The sequence below is a fragment of the Marivita sp. genome, from assembly GCF_048006345.1.
Lineage (GTDB): Bacteria > Pseudomonadota > Alphaproteobacteria > Rhodobacterales > Rhodobacteraceae > Marivita.
Map to the genome: position 1 here is coordinate 3,574,114 of NZ_CP180351.1, position 16,566 is coordinate 3,590,679.

16 protein-coding genes are annotated in these 16,566 nt (G+C 58.6%); 12 read left to right on the top strand and 4 right to left on the bottom strand.

Annotated features, from left to right (window positions below; all coding sequences use genetic code 11):
* Window positions 1–35: 35 nt before the first annotated feature.
* Window positions 36–1,301, top strand: coding sequence for a PP2C family protein-serine/threonine phosphatase (locus ACMVPR_RS17450; protein WP_416883902.1), 1,266 nt, complete (start codon window positions 36–38; stop codon window positions 1,299–1,301).
* On the opposite strand, the gene ACMVPR_RS17455 is transcribed toward ACMVPR_RS17450, so the two are convergent.
* Complete coding sequence (locus tag ACMVPR_RS17455; RefSeq protein ID WP_416883903.1) at window positions 1,269–1,730, bottom strand: NUDIX domain-containing protein; 462 nt, start codon at window positions 1,728–1,730, stop codon at window positions 1,269–1,271. The two genes, ACMVPR_RS17450 and ACMVPR_RS17455, sit on opposite strands and share 33 nt — an antisense overlap.
* A gap of 89 nt (window positions 1,731–1,819) precedes the next feature.
* On the opposite strand from ACMVPR_RS17455, the gene ACMVPR_RS17460 reads away from it, so the two are divergent.
* From ACMVPR_RS17460 to ACMVPR_RS17500, 9 genes are all read left to right on the top strand, one after another.
* The gene (locus tag ACMVPR_RS17460) at window positions 1,820–2,809 is read left to right on the top strand and encodes an Hsp33 family molecular chaperone HslO (RefSeq protein WP_416883904.1); all 990 of its coding nucleotides are present in this window, start codon (window positions 1,820–1,822) and stop codon (window positions 2,807–2,809) included.
* Window positions 2,802–3,398, top strand: coding sequence for a CoA pyrophosphatase (locus tag ACMVPR_RS17465; protein ID WP_416883905.1), 597 nt, complete (start codon window positions 2,802–2,804; stop codon window positions 3,396–3,398). The genes ACMVPR_RS17460 and ACMVPR_RS17465 overlap by 8 nt, the downstream gene beginning before the upstream one ends.
* Window positions 3,395–4,540, top strand: a complete 1,146-nt coding sequence (locus ACMVPR_RS17470; RefSeq protein WP_416883906.1) for a CCA tRNA nucleotidyltransferase — start codon at window positions 3,395–3,397, stop codon at window positions 4,538–4,540. The genes ACMVPR_RS17465 and ACMVPR_RS17470 overlap by 4 nt, the downstream gene beginning before the upstream one ends.
* A 141-nt stretch (window positions 4,541–4,681) precedes the next feature.
* Window positions 4,682–6,526, top strand: coding sequence for an ABC transporter ATP-binding protein (locus ACMVPR_RS17475; protein WP_416883907.1), 1,845 nt, complete (start codon window positions 4,682–4,684; stop codon window positions 6,524–6,526).
* A complete protein-coding gene (locus ACMVPR_RS17480; RefSeq protein WP_416883908.1) occupies window positions 6,523–8,382 on the top strand; it encodes an ABC transporter ATP-binding protein in 1,860 nt (619 codons plus the stop codon). Before ACMVPR_RS17475 ends, ACMVPR_RS17480 begins: the two co-directional genes overlap by 4 nt.
* The gene (locus ACMVPR_RS17485; RefSeq protein ID WP_416883909.1) at window positions 8,379–10,208 is read left to right on the top strand and encodes an ABC transporter ATP-binding protein; all 1,830 of its coding nucleotides are present in this window, start codon (window positions 8,379–8,381) and stop codon (window positions 10,206–10,208) included. The genes ACMVPR_RS17480 and ACMVPR_RS17485 overlap by 4 nt, the downstream gene beginning before the upstream one ends.
* Before the next feature lie 39 nt (window positions 10,209–10,247).
* Window positions 10,248–11,468 (top strand): class I SAM-dependent RNA methyltransferase, encoded by a 1,221-nt coding sequence (locus ACMVPR_RS17490; protein ID WP_416883910.1) that lies wholly within the window; start codon window positions 10,248–10,250, stop codon window positions 11,466–11,468.
* A gap of 12 nt (window positions 11,469–11,480) precedes the next feature.
* Complete coding sequence (locus ACMVPR_RS17495) at window positions 11,481–12,245, top strand: ion transporter (RefSeq protein ID WP_416883911.1); 765 nt, start codon at window positions 11,481–11,483, stop codon at window positions 12,243–12,245.
* Window positions 12,246–12,332: 87 nt separating this feature from the next.
* Window positions 12,333–12,818 (top strand): L,D-transpeptidase family protein, encoded by a 486-nt coding sequence (locus ACMVPR_RS17500; protein WP_416883912.1) that lies wholly within the window; start codon window positions 12,333–12,335, stop codon window positions 12,816–12,818.
* 20 nt (window positions 12,819–12,838) lie between these two features.
* Here the strand turns inward: ACMVPR_RS17500 and ACMVPR_RS17505 are convergent, their stop codons facing one another.
* A complete protein-coding gene (locus ACMVPR_RS17505; protein WP_416883913.1) occupies window positions 12,839–13,393 on the bottom strand; it encodes a CAP domain-containing protein in 555 nt (184 codons plus the stop codon).
* 171 nt (window positions 13,394–13,564) lie between these two features.
* Here ACMVPR_RS17505 and ACMVPR_RS17510 point away from each other — a divergent pair, with 171 nt between their 5' ends.
* Together ACMVPR_RS17510 and ACMVPR_RS17515 are read left to right on the top strand one after the other, a co-directional pair.
* Window positions 13,565–14,164 carry a L,D-transpeptidase family protein gene (locus ACMVPR_RS17510; RefSeq protein WP_300584252.1) on the top strand — a complete coding sequence of 200 codons (600 nt, stop codon included), beginning with the start codon at window positions 13,565–13,567 and terminating at the stop codon, window positions 14,162–14,164.
* A 147-nt stretch (window positions 14,165–14,311) separates the two neighbouring features.
* Window positions 14,312–14,503 carry a ferrochelatase gene (locus ACMVPR_RS17515; RefSeq protein ID WP_292268708.1) on the top strand — a complete coding sequence of 64 codons (192 nt, stop codon included), beginning with the start codon at window positions 14,312–14,314 and terminating at the stop codon, window positions 14,501–14,503.
* Between the two features lie 78 nt (window positions 14,504–14,581).
* On the opposite strand, the gene hemH is transcribed toward ACMVPR_RS17515, so the two are convergent.
* Both hemH and ACMVPR_RS17525 read right to left on the bottom strand, forming a co-directional pair.
* Window positions 14,582–15,646 (bottom strand): ferrochelatase, encoded by a 1,065-nt coding sequence (gene hemH, locus ACMVPR_RS17520; RefSeq protein ID WP_300584249.1) that lies wholly within the window; start codon window positions 15,644–15,646, stop codon window positions 14,582–14,584.
* Between the two features lie 55 nt (window positions 15,647–15,701).
* A complete protein-coding gene (locus tag ACMVPR_RS17525) occupies window positions 15,702–16,523 on the bottom strand; it encodes a methyltransferase domain-containing protein (protein WP_416883914.1) in 822 nt (273 codons plus the stop codon).
* Between the last annotated feature and the right edge of the window lie 43 nt (window positions 16,524–16,566).

The following is a 16,566-nucleotide window of genomic DNA, read 5'->3' on the forward strand; positions in this document are numbered from 1 at the left end:
GACACCGGGGGCCGACGCATGGGTTGGTGATGGTTATGTTTCAGAGCGCGAAGTTTGCGTTCCCCAATGTGCAAGACGCGCTTCTGCGTCGCGTGCTTGTCGTTGACGACAGTCGCGCACAGCGTCGGATCCTCACCCTCATGCTCAAACGCTGGGGGTTCGAGGTGGCGGAGGCTGAAGATGCCGAAACCGGCTTGGAACTGTGCCAAACGTTTCAGCCGCATTTCATTATTTCGGACTGGATGATGCCGGGGCTGAGCGGGCCGGAGTTTTGTGCCGCGTTCCGCGCGACCCGGCGGGCGGCCTATGGCTACTTTATCCTTCTGACATCGAAATCCGAAAAGGCGGCCGTGGCCACCGGGCTGGAATCCGGGGCCGATGATTTCTTGACAAAGCCGGTGAATGGCGACGAATTGCGCGCCCGGATCAATGCCGGTGCCCGTATCCTGTCGATGGAACAGGAGCTTCGGTCGAAGAATGCGGTGATCGCTGACACGCTGGCCGAATTACAGAGCATTCATGCCTCCATCGACAAGGATCTTCAGCAAGCGCGAGTGCTGCAGCAATCCTTGATGCCTGTCCGATCTGCGATTTTCGGCAACAGCCGGGTCAGTGTGCTTTTGCGGTCCTGTGGGCATGTCGGTGGCGACCTTGCTGGAATGTTCTCGGTCGAAAACGGCGATTTCGGCCTGTTTAGTCTCGATGTATCCGGCCATGGCATCACGTCAGCCATGATGACGGCTCGTGTTGCGGGGTACCTGAGTTCAGAATTTCCCGACGAAAACCTTGCGTTGCAGCGGGGGGATGACGGGTTTTCCTTTCTTCCACCGGCACACATGGCGGCACGTCTGAATGCGAGGGTGGTCGGGCAGCAAGGCGTGACCGAATACCTGACCTTGGCCTATGTTCATGTTGCCCAAGACACTGGACTTGCGCGGTTCGTCCAAGCGGGGCATCCGCCGCCGCTTCTGCTGCGTGGTGATGGAACGGCAGAGTTCATCGGTTCAGGAGGATTGCCCGTTGGCTTGATCGACGATGCCATGTTCCATGATCACACACTCCAGCTGGCACCGGGCGATCGGCTCTTGCTTTATACAGACGGGTTTACCGAAGCAGTCCTGCCTGATGGGTCAATGCTCGACACTGTCGGTCTTCTCGACGTGGTTCGCACGGTTGCTTCGGGTCTTTCGGGGCCCGATTTTCTGGATGCACTTTACGATGCGTTGCGCGACAGATTGGCTGGCGCGACCGAGTTTGACGACGATATCTCAGCTGCGCTTTTGGAATACGGTCAGGTGTGACGCATAGCGCGCCACGAAATCGCGGTCGCCGGAATTGGCCAAAGTATTCAGCGCCTCATCGACACCCATCCACAAAGCGGTGTGCCCCGGTTCCAAAGGGTCGCCATAGGGAATAACCGGAGAGGCCATGTAAATCAGGCAGATCTTCTCTGCCCAGAGATCGTATTCCGGCATGTAGGTGAACCGCCGATACGCGCCCAGACGTCGGGGTCGGGAGATGCGCCAGCCGGTTTCTTCATAGACTTCCCGAATCAAAGCCTGGACTGGGGATTCACCCGGGTCGATGCCACCACCCGGCAATTGCACCTCGGGTTCCGGAGCGTCCTGATGTGTCAGAAGTAAGCTGCCCTCAGTTGGCAAAATGGCATAAGCGCCTGTTCGAACCTTGTAGGATCGCCCTGTTTCGGGTGCCTCGCCGTACCTGCGCATCGTGTCATTCCCCTTCTGCCCCTTGGACCTGCCGGATCGTCCCTTATATAGTCCCGAACATGCCGGAGGGCGGCAAGCAAGGAAAATCCATGACACTCGGATCGAAAATCGCCTGGGACGACACCGTCCTGCCATTTCAACTTGACCGTTCGGACATTCGTGGCCGAGTGGCCCGTCTGGACGGGGTGTTGAGCGGAATTCTCAAGCAGCACAACTACCCGGCCCCGGTGGAAGCGCTTGTGGCCGAGATGGCGTTGCTGACCGCGTTGATCGGGCAGACGATCAAACTCCGCTGGAAGCTGTCATTGCAGATCCAGACCAAGGGTGCTGTGCGCATGATTGCCACGGATTTCTACGCGCCCGAAGCCGAAGGTGAGCCCGCACGCATCCGCGCTTATGCCAGCTTTGATCCTGACCGGATCAACGATGGACCCGCGATGGCGCAGATCGGCGAGGGCTATTTTGCGATCCTGATGGATCAGGGTAAAGGGATGCAGCCTTATCAGGGGATCACACCGCTCACGGGCCAGACCTTGGCAAGCTGCGCGGAAGCGTATTTTGCACAGTCCGAACAGTTGCCGACCAAATTCGCGCTCAGCTTTGGTCAGTCTACCGAGCCAGGTGTGCCGCAGCATTGGCGCGCGGGCGGGATCATGGTCCAGCACATGCCCAAGGCGTCGCCTTTTGCGACCGACGGTGGATCGGGTGAAGGCGGTCTGTTGCACGCCGAAGATCTGTTGAACGAGGACGAGGGCGAACATTGGAACCGGGTGAACTTTCACTTGGCGACGGTTGAGGACATGGAGCTGATTGGCCCGACCCTGCCATCGACCGACCTGCTGTTCCGGCTGTTCCATGAGGAGGGACCGCGCGTGTTCGATGCGTTGCCGGTGCGCTTTGGCTGTACCTGCTCCGAAGACCGTGTCCGGCAAAGCCTGTCGATCTATTCGGCCAAGGATATTTCAACGATGACCACGGCAGAGGGTCGCGTGACCGCTGATTGCCAGTTCTGCGGCGCACATTACGATCTTGATCCTGCGACCGTCGGGTTCGAGGCCGAAGAGGTGTCTGGTGAATGACCGGGTGCGGCTTGAAGCGGCGTTGTTGCAAAACAGTACGGCATCGTCCGACTTTGACCTGAACCCAGATGTGGTTCTTCCAGAGGGGCGCAAACTGCGCCCCGCTGGTGTTTTGGTGCCGGTTATTGCAGGTCCGCAAGGTGCCGAGGTGCTTTTGACGAAGCGGTCGTCACGGCTGAAACACCATCCCGGCCAGATCGCCTTTCCCGGCGGCAAGCAGGATGAAGGTGATGCGGATGTGATCGCTGCAGCCTTGCGCGAAGCCGAGGAAGAAGTGGGCTTGCCGCGTGGTCATATCGAGGTTCTTGGCACGCTTCCCACCCATGAAACCGTGACGGGTTTTCTTGTCACGCCGGTGATCGGTTGGATTGACCGGGATTTCGATGTGCAGCCAGAACCGGGCGAAGTGGCCGAGGTGTTCCGCGTGCCTTTGGCTCATGTGACGGATGTGGCGTTGTTCACCATTCAATCCCGCCGCTGGCGGGGCACACGTCGACACTACTACACCGTTCCGTTTGGACCGTATTACATTTGGGGGGCCACCGCACGTATCCTGCGTGGGTTGGCGCATCGGATGGGTGTGGAATGAGGGTTACCGGTGATTGGCTAAGTTCGCAGGGCACGCAAGCGGTGTTTACCGCTTTGCAAGCTCGCGGGAACAGCGCGTTTGCTGTCGGTGGATGCGTTCGAAACGCGCTCATGGGTGTTCCGGTGACCGATGTCGACATCGCCACTGACGCCATGCCGGAAACCGTACAGGCGCTTGCCCAAGATGCAGGCCTCAAGTCGGTGCCCACCGGTATTGAACATGGGACCATCACGGTCGTTTCGGCAGGTGTCGGCTATGAGGTCACGACCTTTCGCGCGGATACCGAAACCGATGGGCGTCATGCCGTGGTGCGGTTTTCGACAGACATGGCCGAAGATGCGGCACGGCGCGATTTCACGATGAATGCGCTTTATGCGGACGCGTCCGGTCGGGTTATCGACCCATTGGGAGGATTGCCTGACCTTGAAGCGCGACACGTGCGGTTCATCGGGACTGCGCAGGATCGTATTGCCGAGGATTACCTTCGCATCCTCCGCTTTTTTCGCTTTTCCGCGTGGTACGGGGACCCCGATCTTGGTTTTGATCCTGATGCGCTGGCCGCCATCGCGGTCAGCCTTGACGGATTGCGCGGACTGTCGCGCGAGAGGATCGGCGCAGAACTTATCAAGCTCTTGTCTGCGCACGAACCGGCACCGGCGGTCGGATCAATGGCGCAGAGCGGCGTCTTGAATGCTGTTCTGCCAGGAAGCCAGATGTCTGGTTTGGCCCCGTTGGTGAATCTTGAGCAGTCTGTCGGATTGGCGCCAGATCCGCTTCGGCGTTTGGCAGCACTTGCTGTATTCGACGGGACCGAATTGCGTTTATCAAAAAAGGATCAACGGCGACTTGGGCAGTATCAGAGCCTGATTTCCACATCGGAAACGGCTTCTGAACTTGGCTATCGGTATGGACGAGACATCGCGTGGGATGTGCTGCTGTTGCGGGCGGTGCTTCTGGAAATGCCGCTTGACCCCGAGGCGATGCGTGCCGCCGAAATCGGATCTAACCAGAAATGTCCGGTCAAGCCCGGAGATCTGATGCCCGCGTACTCGGGTGCCGCGCTGGGCGAAAAGCTGCGCGAGGTTGAGGACACGTGGATCGCATCCGGATTTACACTCAGCAAAACTGATCTTCTGGGGTAGACGGGTTTTCTCTGGAAAAAACCCGCGCTAAAGTTGCGGTGTCATACGGACAACACCGAACATTGATTTATCTGTCGTCACGGGCCACACGCGCTTCTGCGTGATCTGGGCCTCTTGCCTGTTTCCCAAGGAGACCGTTTGGTGTTCCGCTTTTTCGAAAATCTGGTCGATCCCTACGGCCGCTACGACGAAAAGGATGCACCGCCGACGCGGCTTTTGCCGTTCATGCTCGACTACGCGCAACCGTTCAAACGGGTTTTTGTCTATGCCGCGATCATGTCGGTTGTTGTTGCGTCCATCGAAATCGGGCTCATCTGGGCGATGGGTTGGGTTGTCGATATCCTTGCCGGTGATCCGACAGAGGTGTGGGAGGCCTATGGCGGCTGGTTGATTGCGCTTGCCGTGTTCATCCTGCTGGTTCGGCCTGCCTTGCAGGCCTTGGATGTTCTGCTTCTGAACAACACGATTCTGCCGAATTTCGGCACCTTGATCCGGTGGCGGGCGCACAAGCATGTGCTCCGCCAGTCGGTCGGCTGGTTCGAGAACGATTTTGCCGGGCGCATCGCGAACCGGATCATGCAGACCCCACCCGCCGCAGGCGAAGCGGTGTTTCAGGTGTTCGACGCAATTACGTTCTCGCTGGCCTACGTGATCGGGGCCTTGGTTCTGCTTGGGCAGGCGGATCCGCGTCTTGCGATTCCCATGATTGGCTGGCTGTTTCTGTATGGCGCATTGGTGGTGTGGACAGTCAAACGGGTTGGCCCCGCGTCGCAGGCAGCGTCCGATGCGCGGTCAGAGGTGACCGGGCGTGTGGTCGACAGTTATACCAACATCCATTCCGTCAAGATGTTCGCACACAGCGATACCGAACTGACTTACGCCAAGGACGCGATCGAGAACACCCGAAAGACGTTCCAATACGAGATGCGGCTTTTCACCATCATGGATGTGGTGCTTGTCACGCTGAACGGACTTTTGATCGTTGCCGTCGTGGGTTGGGCATTCTGGCTCTGGATGCAAGGCCAGGCCAGCGTCGGGATCGTCGCTGCGGCGACTGCGCTGACACTGCGCCTTAATGCGATGACCGGTTGGATCATGTGGGCGCTGACCTCGTTCTTCCGCCAATTGGGTGTTGTGGCCGAAGGAATGGAAACCATTGCCCAGCCCATAACGTTGGTGGATCAACCGGATGCCAAACCGTTGAACCTGACCGAGGGAAATATCGAGATTCAGTCTCTAACACACCACTATGGCCGCGATTCCGGGGGCTTGAACGCGATCAACCTGACAATCAAACCCGGTGAGAAGGTTGGTCTGATCGGGCGATCCGGGGCGGGCAAATCCACATTGGTCAAGCTGCTCTTGCGGTTCTACGAAGCCGAAAGCGGGCGCATACTGATCGACGGTCAGGACATTTCGCATGTCACGCAAGACAGTCTGCGTCTGGCCATTGGCATGGTTCAGCAGGACAGCTCGTTGCTGCACCGCTCTGTCCGGGACAACATTCTGTATGGCCGTCCCAATGCGACGGAGGCCGAGATGATCGCAGCGGCCAAGCAGGCACAGGCGCATGACTTCATCCTCAACCTGCAAGACCCGCAGGGTCGCACCGGGTATGATGCGCAGGTGGGCGAACGGGGGGTCAAGCTTTCGGGTGGTCAACGGCAGCGCGTGACCTTGGCCCGCGTGATCCTCAAGAACGCACCGATCCTGCTGTTGGACGAGGCGACAAGCGCGCTCGATTCCGAGGTCGAGGCGGCGATTCAGGATACGCTTTATGGCATGATGGAAGGCAAGACCGTCATCGCCATCGCTCACCGGTTGTCGACCATCGCGCATATGGACCGCATTCTGGTCATGGATGAGGGCCGGATTGTCGAACAGGGCAGCCATGACGCGCTATTGGCCAAAGGCGGGCTATATGCAGGGTTCTGGGCCCGCCAGTCGGGTGGGTTCCTTGATCCTGATACAAAGGCCGCGGAATGATACGGCACAGTTACCAAAAACTGATAGAGCTTGCCGGAAACCAGATCGATCCCGACGCACCGGCCCCGGGTGTACCACCGATTCAGCTTCGCGCGTTCATGGCGTGGTGTCTGAGGGGCGGTTGGCGAGTGGTCTGGCTGGGCGTTGTCATATCGGTTTTGGCAGGTCTGACCGAAGTTGTGTCGATGCAGTTGCTTGGTGATGTTGTGGATGCGGTGTCTGCCACGTCGCCTGATGCGTTCCTGTCGGAACACGGTGGCCTTATCTTTGCCTGTGTCTTTGTTCTTCTGATCGCGCGCCCGCTGCTGTTTGGGGGTCTGGCCCTGACGCAGTCGGTGATGATTGGTCCCAATATCGGGATGCAGGTCATGGCGCGCATGTTCCGCTGGACACTTGGGCAATCCGTCACCTTCTTTGACAATGATTTCGCGGGACGACTTGCACAGAAGAAGATGCAGGCTTCGAATTCGCTGACCGAGATCGTTATCGAAACGGTCAACGCGGTGACCTTTGGTCTGGCCACGATCCTTGGCACAGCGTTTCTGGTAGGCGCTGTCAGCCCTTGGATGATCCTCGCGCTCGCCGTTTGGTTTGCCGTCTATCTGGGATTTCTGCGGGTGATGCTGCCGATCATCCGCGCGCGATCTGCTGCCCGTGCGGAGGCCAAAGCGCAGGTCACCGGACAGGTTGTCGATACGATCAGCAACATCAAGACCGTCAAACTCTTTGCGGGGGATCGGCACGAGGACGGAAAAGCGCTGGGCGCGATGGAACATCTGCGCGGCACTGCGCTGCGCTTTGGCGAGGCACAGACCCTGTTTCGCCTCGGTTTGATGTTCATCGCGGGGGCGCTTCCGATTGTATTGGTGGGTATGGCCATTGCCATGCGCGGCAATGGGAACGTGACCCCAGGAGACATCGCCGCCGTCGGTGCGGTTGGGATACGATTGTCTCAGATGACCGGGTGGATCAGCTACACGATCATGGTGATCTACAGCCATGTGGGTGAGGTTGAGGACGGGATGAATACCTTGGCCCCTGCGCAGCGGATCGAGGATGTTCCAACCGCGAGCGACCTTATCGTGACAGACGGGCACATCCGGTTTGAAGGCGTTTCATTCGCGTATGGACAGCGCGAGGGCGGGATCGAAGACGTGACGCTGGATATTGCGGCGGGTGAAAAGCTTGCCGTGGTGGGGGCGTCGGGCGCGGGTAAATCCACGCTCGTGTCGCTTTTGTTGCGGCTCTATGACACCGAAAAAGGCCGCATTACCATAGACGGGCAGGACATTGCGGCTGTCACCCAAGACAGTTTGCGGCGGCAGATCGGTATGGTCACGCAGGAGACCGCGATGTTCAATCGCTCGGCGCTGGACAACATCCGGTACGGTCGCCCCGATGCAACAGAGGCTGAAGTGTTCCGCGCTGCCGAGAAGGCAGAGGCGCATGAGTTCATCCTTGGGTTAGAGGATTCCCGTGGACGTCGTGGGTATGCGGTGCATCTAGGCGAACGGGGTGTCAAACTGTCGGGCGGTCAACGACAACGCATCGCGCTTGCGCGGGCCATTCTCAAGAATGCGCCGATCCTTGTTTTGGACGAGGCAACCAGTGCGCTTGATTCCGAAGTCGAGGCACAGATCCAGTCGGCACTCGAGCGCGTGATGGAGGGCAAGACTGTTCTGGCCATTGCACACCGTCTGTCGACGATTGCCAATATGGACCGGATCATCGTCATGGATGCCGGTCGGATCGCTGAAATCGGAACGCATGACGCGCTTTTGGCGCAGAACGGGCTTTATGCGCGGTATTGGGATCGGCAGTCCGGCGGGTTCATCGGCGCGGAGGCTGCCGAATGAAGGCGATCGCGGATTTCATCAAACCGTTCGATCCCGCAGAGGGCCCCCCGCCGCAAGATATCTTGCCGTTCATGCGCTGGGCGTTGCGGGGTGCCGAGCGGGCCATTCTCATCGCTTTTGCGATCACCTTTGTGACCGGCATGTCCGAACTTGTCGCTGCCCGCTTTACCGGTTGGGTGATCGACCAGACCGAGATTGCCGAACAGGGTGCCTTCTGGGCCACGTTCTGGCCAGTGGTCATCGTGGGTGTTGCGTTCTTTCTGGTGATCCGCCCGCTGATCTTCGTGATGGACGCGGGTGTGACCAGCATCTTGTTGGGGCCGAACCTTTATCCGATGGTCCTGGCGCGGCTCAACCAGCACACGCTGGGCCATTCCATGCAGTTCTTCGAGAACGACTTTGCGGGTCGACTCAGTCAAAAGGCGATTCAGACTGCACGGGCGCTGACCGATCTAGTGATCGAGGTGTCCGATGTCGTGATCTATTCGATTGCGATGTTCATCGGTGCGTTCATTTTGATGCTCACGATCGACGCGCGCTTGCTTTTGATCTTCGTCGTGTGGGCAGGGTTTTATGCGGCCGCATTACGGTATTTCATTCCCCGTGTTCAGAAACGGTCCAAGGCGCGGGCCGGTGCACGTACCCATGTGACCGGACAGGTAGTGGACATCTATTCCAACATCGCGGCTGTGAAGCTTTTTGCGCGGGATGCGGATGAGGATACGGCAACACGCGGGGCGCTTGATGCCTACCGCGACCGATCGATTGAGTTTGGCACGTTGTCGGCGGTGTTCCGCATGGTGCTGATGACCTTGGGTGGCATTCTGCCCTTGTTTGCCATTCTCGGTGCGCTTTGGCTTTGGAGCGCGGGCAGCGCCACCGCCGGCGATATCGCCATGACTGCGATGATCACCACACGCCTGTCTATGCTCACCAACCGTCTGGGTCGGGTCGCGATGTCGATCTTTACCAACATTGGCGAGGTCGAGGACGGCATCGGAACGCTGACGCCGACACATGGGATCACCGACCGCGCCTCTGCGCAGGGCAGCGTGCCGACGGGACCAATCCATTTCGACAATGTGTCTTTCGGGTATGGCCGCGCTGCTCGGGCCTTGAACGGGTTTGATCTGACCGTTGCGGAAGGCGAGAAGGTTGCGCTTGTGGGCGCGTCCGGTGCTGGCAAATCTACGGTCGTGTCGCTCTTGTTGCGGCTCTATGACGTGGAAAAGGGACGGATCACGGTGGGTGGAACTGATATCCGCGACGTGACCCAGATTGCGCTGCGGACGGACATTTCCGTTGTCCGGCAGGAAACTTCGATGTTCAACCGATCCGCGATGGAGAACATCCGCTACGGCAGGCCTAATGCGTCTGACGAAGAGGTGTTCGAGGCGGCACAACGTGCCTCGGCGCATGAGTTCATTCTGGGTCTGGTCGATCACAGGGGGCGCACCGGATATGCCGCCCATCTTGGGGAGCGGGGTGTCAAGCTGTCGGGTGGGCAGAGACAGCGCATTGCGCTTGCCCGTGCGATCCTGAAGGATGCGCCGATCCTTGTGCTGGACGAGGCGACCAGCGCACTCGACTCAGAGGTAGAGTCCGAGATCCAGACTGCATTGGATCACGTCATGCGCGGCAAGACGGTTCTGGCCATCGCGCATCGCCTTTCCACCATCGCCAGCATGGACCGGATCGTGGTGATGGACGAGGGACACATCGTCGAAGTCGGCACCCATGACGCGCTGCTTGCGAAGGATGGACTCTACGCGCGCTATTGGGACAGGCAGTCAGGCGGCTTTATCGGGGCCGAGGCCGCCGAATAGCCCTCGACCAATGCGGCGCGCTGAGGCAAAAGCCGCGGCATGACAACAGTAAAGATCAAACGACTGGGCCATCTGGGCGACGGCATTGCCGACGGACCGATTTACGTGCCTGCAGCCCTTCCCGGTGAAGTGGTGACAGGCACTTTGGATGGTGAACATCTGCGTGATCCCAAGATCGACACACCGTCGGAAAACAGGGTCAAACCACCGTGCAGCCATGCCAAGTCCTGTGGCGGATGCCAGTTGCAACATGCGTCGGATGTGTTCGTTTCTGATTGGAAGCGCGATGTGGTGCGGCAGGCCTTGGCCGCGCATGGGATTGCAGTTGATCTGGAACCGCCAATCACGTCTCCTGCGAAATCCCGTCGGAGAGCAACCTTTTCCGTCAAGCGGACAAAGAAGGGGGCCTTGGCCGGGTTCCACATGAAGGCCTCGGACACGATCATTTCGGTTCCGAATTGCCAGCTTTTGCATCCAGAGCTGACTGCCGCTTTGCCGATGGTCGAAGCGCTTGGCGTTCTGGGCGCGTCGCGCAAGGGCGAATTGTCGGCACTTGTGACGCGGACGGATACCGGCCTCGATGTCACGGTCACTGGCGGCAAGGAAATGGATGTTGCGTTGCATCAGGCACTGTCCGATCTCGCGCGCGACTACGATCTTGCCCGCATCGCATGGGACGATGACATCGCGTTGCAACGGCGCGCGCCTGTTTTGCGTCTTGGTCCGGCAGACCTGACGCCGCCTCCGGGCGCGTTTCTGCAAGCCACGCGCGAGGGCGAAGCGGCGCTAATCGACGCGGTCAAACAGGCTCTCACAGGGGTAAAACGGGTGGCTGACCTGTTTGCGGGCTGTGGGACATTTGCGCTGCCACTGGCACAGGATGCGATGGTTCACGCGGTCGAAGGCGACCGTGACATGACAAATGCGCTGGACCATGCGTGGCGCAATGCCGAAGGGCTAAAGCGGATCACACACGAGGTGCGGGACCTGTTCCGCAACCCGCTGCAACCAGAGGAATTGGCCAAATGCGATGGCGTGGTGATAGACCCGCCGCGGGCTGGGGCTGCGGCACAGGTTGCAGAACTTGCGCGGTCTTCGGTTCCGCGCATTGCCCATGTTTCGTGCAATCCGGCGACATTTGCGCGGGATACCGCCACGCTGATCCGCGCTGGATACGATGTTGAGTGGATCAGGGTGGTTGATCAATTCCGGTGGTCGACCCATGTGGAACTGGTGGCGCTTCTGCGCCGAAATAACTGACGAGGCAGGGCAATGCGGGACAAGGTGGCAGCGTTTCTTGAACAGGCTTGGGTGACGAATTTCATCATCGGCGTGATCCTGTTCAATGCTGTTTTGCTGGGATTGGAGACGTCGGATGCGGTCATGGCAGCCGCGGGTCCAGTGATTCTCGCGCTCGATAGCTTGTGTCTGGCGATCTTCGTGCTCGAAATTGCGCTCAAGCTTTATGCTCATGGGCTTCGGTTCTTCAAAAGCGGCTGGAACATCTTTGATTTCGTGATCGTCGGGATCGCGCTTGTTCCGGCGACGCAGGGGTTCTCGGTCCTGCGGGCGCTGCGGATTCTGCGGGTGTTGCGGGTCATTTCAGCCACACCGCGTCTGCGGCGCGTGGTCGAAGGGTTCATCACGGCGTTGCCCGGCATGGGTAGTGTGTTTCTCTTGATGGCGCTGATCTTTTACATCGGCGCGGTGATGGCGACCAAGTTGTTCAGCGACGCTTTTCCCGAATGGTTCGGCGATCTGGGCAGATCGGCCTATTCGCTGTTCCAGATCATGACGTTGGAATCATGGTCCATGGGGATCGTGCGCCCCGTCATGGAGGTGTTCCCCTGGGCCTGGGCATTTTTTGTGCCGTTCATCATGGTTACAACCTTTGCGGTTGTGAACCTTCTTGTGGGTCTGATCGTGAATTCGATGCAGGATGCCCATGCCGAAGAGTTGAACGAAAAGACAGACGCCTATCGTGACCAGGTTCTGGCCCGACTGGAAGCCATCGAAAAGCGGCTGGATCAGCGGTAATTTGCCTGTCCGCGCTCACGGTTTCGTTTTACCGATGGTTGAACAGTCTGGTACACTGTCCGAAAAACAAATCGGGCAGTGTAACCAATGTTGCGACTCTTCTGTTTCTTGGCACTTCTTCTGGGTGTGACGGCCTGTGGGAAGTTTCCCACCTATACCGGCCCGGAAGTGACCCGGATCGTTGTGCAAAAGGCGGATCGCAAGATGTACCTCTTGCATCACAACGCGGTGCTGAAAACCTATGACATCGGCCTTGGTTTTGCGCCCGAGGGGCACAAGCAAGTGGAAGGCGACGGCAAAACGCCCGAAGGCGAATACATGATTGATCGCCGCAATCCGAACAGCAATTTTTACCTGTCGATCGGGATCGACTACCCGCGTCCGCGGGACATCGAGGTCGCCAGCACAATGGGCAAATCGCCCGGCGGAGACATCTTTATTCACGGGCGGCCGTGGAAAAACCGTAAGGGTGGGCGCGATTGGACATGGGGCTGCATCGCGGTGACAAACCGGGAAATGCGCGAGATTTACTCGATGGTGAGAGACGGTACGCCCATCACCATCAACCCCTAGAAAATCAACAGGTTAGTTGTTCAGCTGGGAATGTTGACCGGGGTAAACCCGGTTTCATTCGGGGCGCCGAGCACAAGGTTCCACCAGATTTTACCGTTCTCTTCCTGGAACCACGAAAAGCCCAATTCGCGTGCAGATGGGTCAAGGATAACCGTGCGTGTGTTTGGTGCTTCCATCCACGCGCCCAGAGTTTCCAGTTCCGTCTCGTAGGTTTCCGAGATCGCTTCTCCGACCAAACGCCCCGAATACCCGGCACGCTGGATGCGTGTGATGGGCGAAGACCCGTCTGAACCGAAGTGCCAAGGGCGATTCTGCACGCTCATGTCGCGTGCATGGGTGGCTGCGGCCGCGTTTAGCTGCGCGTTCAGCTCCAGCGCAGGGGCACCGGATGCCTGACGCAACGCGTTGATCGCGTCCAGCATGCGGAACTGGATACGTCCCGTGTCAGCGGCCCGGATGCGATAAACCTTGGGAAGGGGCTTGCCATCCGCACCAAGCGTCGGCGGGGGCGGTGCGCCTGCGCAGGCAGACAATGCCAAAGCTGCTGCACCCAAAAGAAATGTCGAACGCTTCATGATCAGCCCCAAGTTTGGTCGTATCCGGGCTTATCCTCTGTCTTGGGTGGGAGCAAACACACAAAGCCGAGATTTGCCGATATGACATTCCTTTGAATTGCGACTGAGGCATTCACGCAATATAGATGTCAGGTAGCTTTCATATTTTTTTGCAGACGAAGAGGCCATGAAATGGCAAATAATCCGCGTTTTCCCGTCAACAGACGCAGTTTCCTGGCAGGAACGGCCGCGCTTGTCGCGTCGCCTGCCTTGGCACAGAACGTGAACGATGGATCCACCGTCGAGATGGAGCGCGATCTGTCGCAGGTCGTCCGCCGCAACATTTCGAGTTTCCGCACGCTCGACTGGCGCCCCTATTTCACGAACCTGACCAACGGCGCCATCCTCGTGGATATCGATTCGCGGGCGCTTCACTACTGGGAAGAGAACGGAAATTACCGACTGTACCCGTCTTCCGTGCCATTGACCGAAGACCTGACACGTCGTGGTCGCACGCAGATCGTGCTCAAAGATCCTGAGCCAGATTGGCGTCCGACCCCGTCGATGAAAATCCGCAATCCGGAATGGCCCGATTACGTGCCGCCGGGCCCGGACAACCCCCTTGGTACCCGCGCCCTGCACCTGAGCTGGACGTATTATCGCATTCACGGGACCCATGACACACGCAAGATCGGGCGACGATCTTCGAACGGATGCATCGGTCTTTACAACGAGCATATCGAAGAACTTTACGAACTGGCGAATGTTGGCACGCAGGTGTTGCTAATTTGACGACATAGCGGCGGAGCGGGAAAGTCGTGCGATAAGATAGGTTTGCATTTGGCACGATATACTGGTTAGAGAGTCTTACGAGGTAAGTCTTGGGTGCCTGTCGTGTGATGCTATTGCGCGCCGACATGCAAATATCTGGAGGTTAACATGAAGAAACTCGTTCTCGCCGCCGCGTTCGCTGGTGCTGCTTCGACAGCAATGGCCGGTTCTTACGCAAAAGACGACGTGATGATGGAGCCGGTCGTTGTGGTTGAAGAAGCCGCAGCAAGCTCCTCGTCCGCAGCCATCATCATCCCGCTGGTGCTGATCGCACTGCTGGCTGCTGCTGCTGCTGACTAATCCACGGCGGATTGGACTAACGAAAAAGGCGGTGCCAATGCACCGCCTTTTTTGTTTCTGACGGTGGCACAGGCCCGGTCAATCGAGCCAGCCGTTGAGGTTCTCTTCGATCACCGCCGACAGCGCTGCGATGTGCGCATCGTCGTCGTTGAGGCAGGGAATGTAGGTGAAATGCTCACCACCGGCCTCTTCAAAGCTTTCCTTGATCTCTTCGTTGATCTCTTCCAGCGTTTCGATGCAATCGGCTGAAAACGCAGGCGCGCAGACCGCAATGTTCTTTTTGCCGTCTTCCTCGGCAAGGCGCGCGACCTCTTCCACGGTATAGGGCTTGAGCCATTCTTCGGGGCCGAATTTCGATTGGAAGGTCGTCATGATCTCGGAGTCTTCCCAGCCCAGCCGCTCTTTCAAAAGGCGCGTCGTTTTCTGGCACTGACAATGGTAAGGATCGCCTTCCATCAGATAGCGCTTTGGCACACCGTGATATGAGCAGACGAGGATATCGGGGCGTTTCTCGAGCTTGGCATAGGCGCGTTCGATGGATTGCGCCAAAGCTTCGATATACATCGGATGCTGGTAATAGGGATCGACGGTCCGCACCGTGGGTTGCCACTTTTCATCCATCAGCGCGCGGAAGAACTGGTCATTCGCGGTCGCAGATGTAGCCCCGGCGTAATGCGGGTACAGCGGGAAGAACAGGATCTTGCGGCAACCGGCCTCGACCATTGCGCGGACCTTGGATTTGGTCGACGGGTTGCCATACCGCATGCAGAAATCGACCATGACCTGATCGCCATACCTGTCCTGCATCGCCTTGGTGATCTTGGCGGTCTGATCCTTCGTGATCGTCATCAGCGGACTTTCGCCCTGATCTTCGTTCCAGATCGACTTGTACGCCTCACCCGAGCTGAAGGGACGTTTGGTGAGGATGATCAATTGCAACAGCGGCTGCCAGAGCCAGGGGCTGTAGTCGATGACGCGGCGGTCCGACAGAAACTCGTTCAGGTAGCGGCGCATTGGCCAGTACGTGTAGTGGTCTGGTGTGCCAAGATTGGCCAGAAGCACGCCAACCCGCTCTGCCGATACCTTCGGGTGATCGGTCGGGGCGTGAATCGGGCGTTGAGCTGTTTTCGTTGCGTCCAACATCGGGCCGGCATCCTATTCTTCGTTTAGCGGCTAACTAACCTCTATCTGGGTCAGGTCAATCTTTGAGCGGCGTTTCGACCGTGTTGAGCACGTCTGCGAGCCTTTGGGCGGCAGATCCTGGGCGCAATGGCTGCGGTTGCGACGAATCGGGCGCCCATCCTGTGAGTGTGATCAGCTCAAAGGTTGCAATAATCCTGCCAGTTTCGTCGGCATATGAGTCTGCATACAGTTCCATCGCGCGCTGAATGACCGACCGGCGGGTCGACATCCTGATCCGCGTGGACAAGGCATTTGTTTCCCCCATGGCACGCAGGTCGTGCATCAGATGCAGCGGCGTTGCATAGCTTGTCTTGAGCACGGCGCTGTCGGCCACTGGCAACGCCAAGCCAGCGCGTTGCAGGAGAGCGCCCAGATCGCGGATTTCACCCATCGGCGAAATCCGCGGAGACAGTCCTCCGGTCACCTCGATCTCGGCTTGTCCCAGGGCGGCGCGCAATTCGTGCAGAGTCTGACCGCCAAGCGCCACGACCAAGAGCAAACCGTCCGGCTTCAACGCGCGGCGACACTGGATCAGCTGCCCCACAGGATCGTTCGCCCAGTGGAGCGCCATGGCGTGCACGATCAGGTCGTGGGTGTTCTCGGTCAGGTCCAAAATGTCATCGTCGGGCACGATGCGGGCTGTTTGCCAGTGGGGCTGCCAGATTTCGGGGAACGGGGTCACAATGGTCGGAGCCGTAAAGGACTTGTTAACCAAAGCGATGCGATCTTGCACGTCGGCCAATGCCTCTTCATGCAGAAAAACCGCTGGATTGAACCGGGCGCGGTTGCGGTGCTTGGCCAGGGCAAGCCGATCAAAAAGGGCAGGAGTTTCGGACATGAGCGGCAGATAGGATGCTGCGGGCAGGATTGCAAACGGCGCT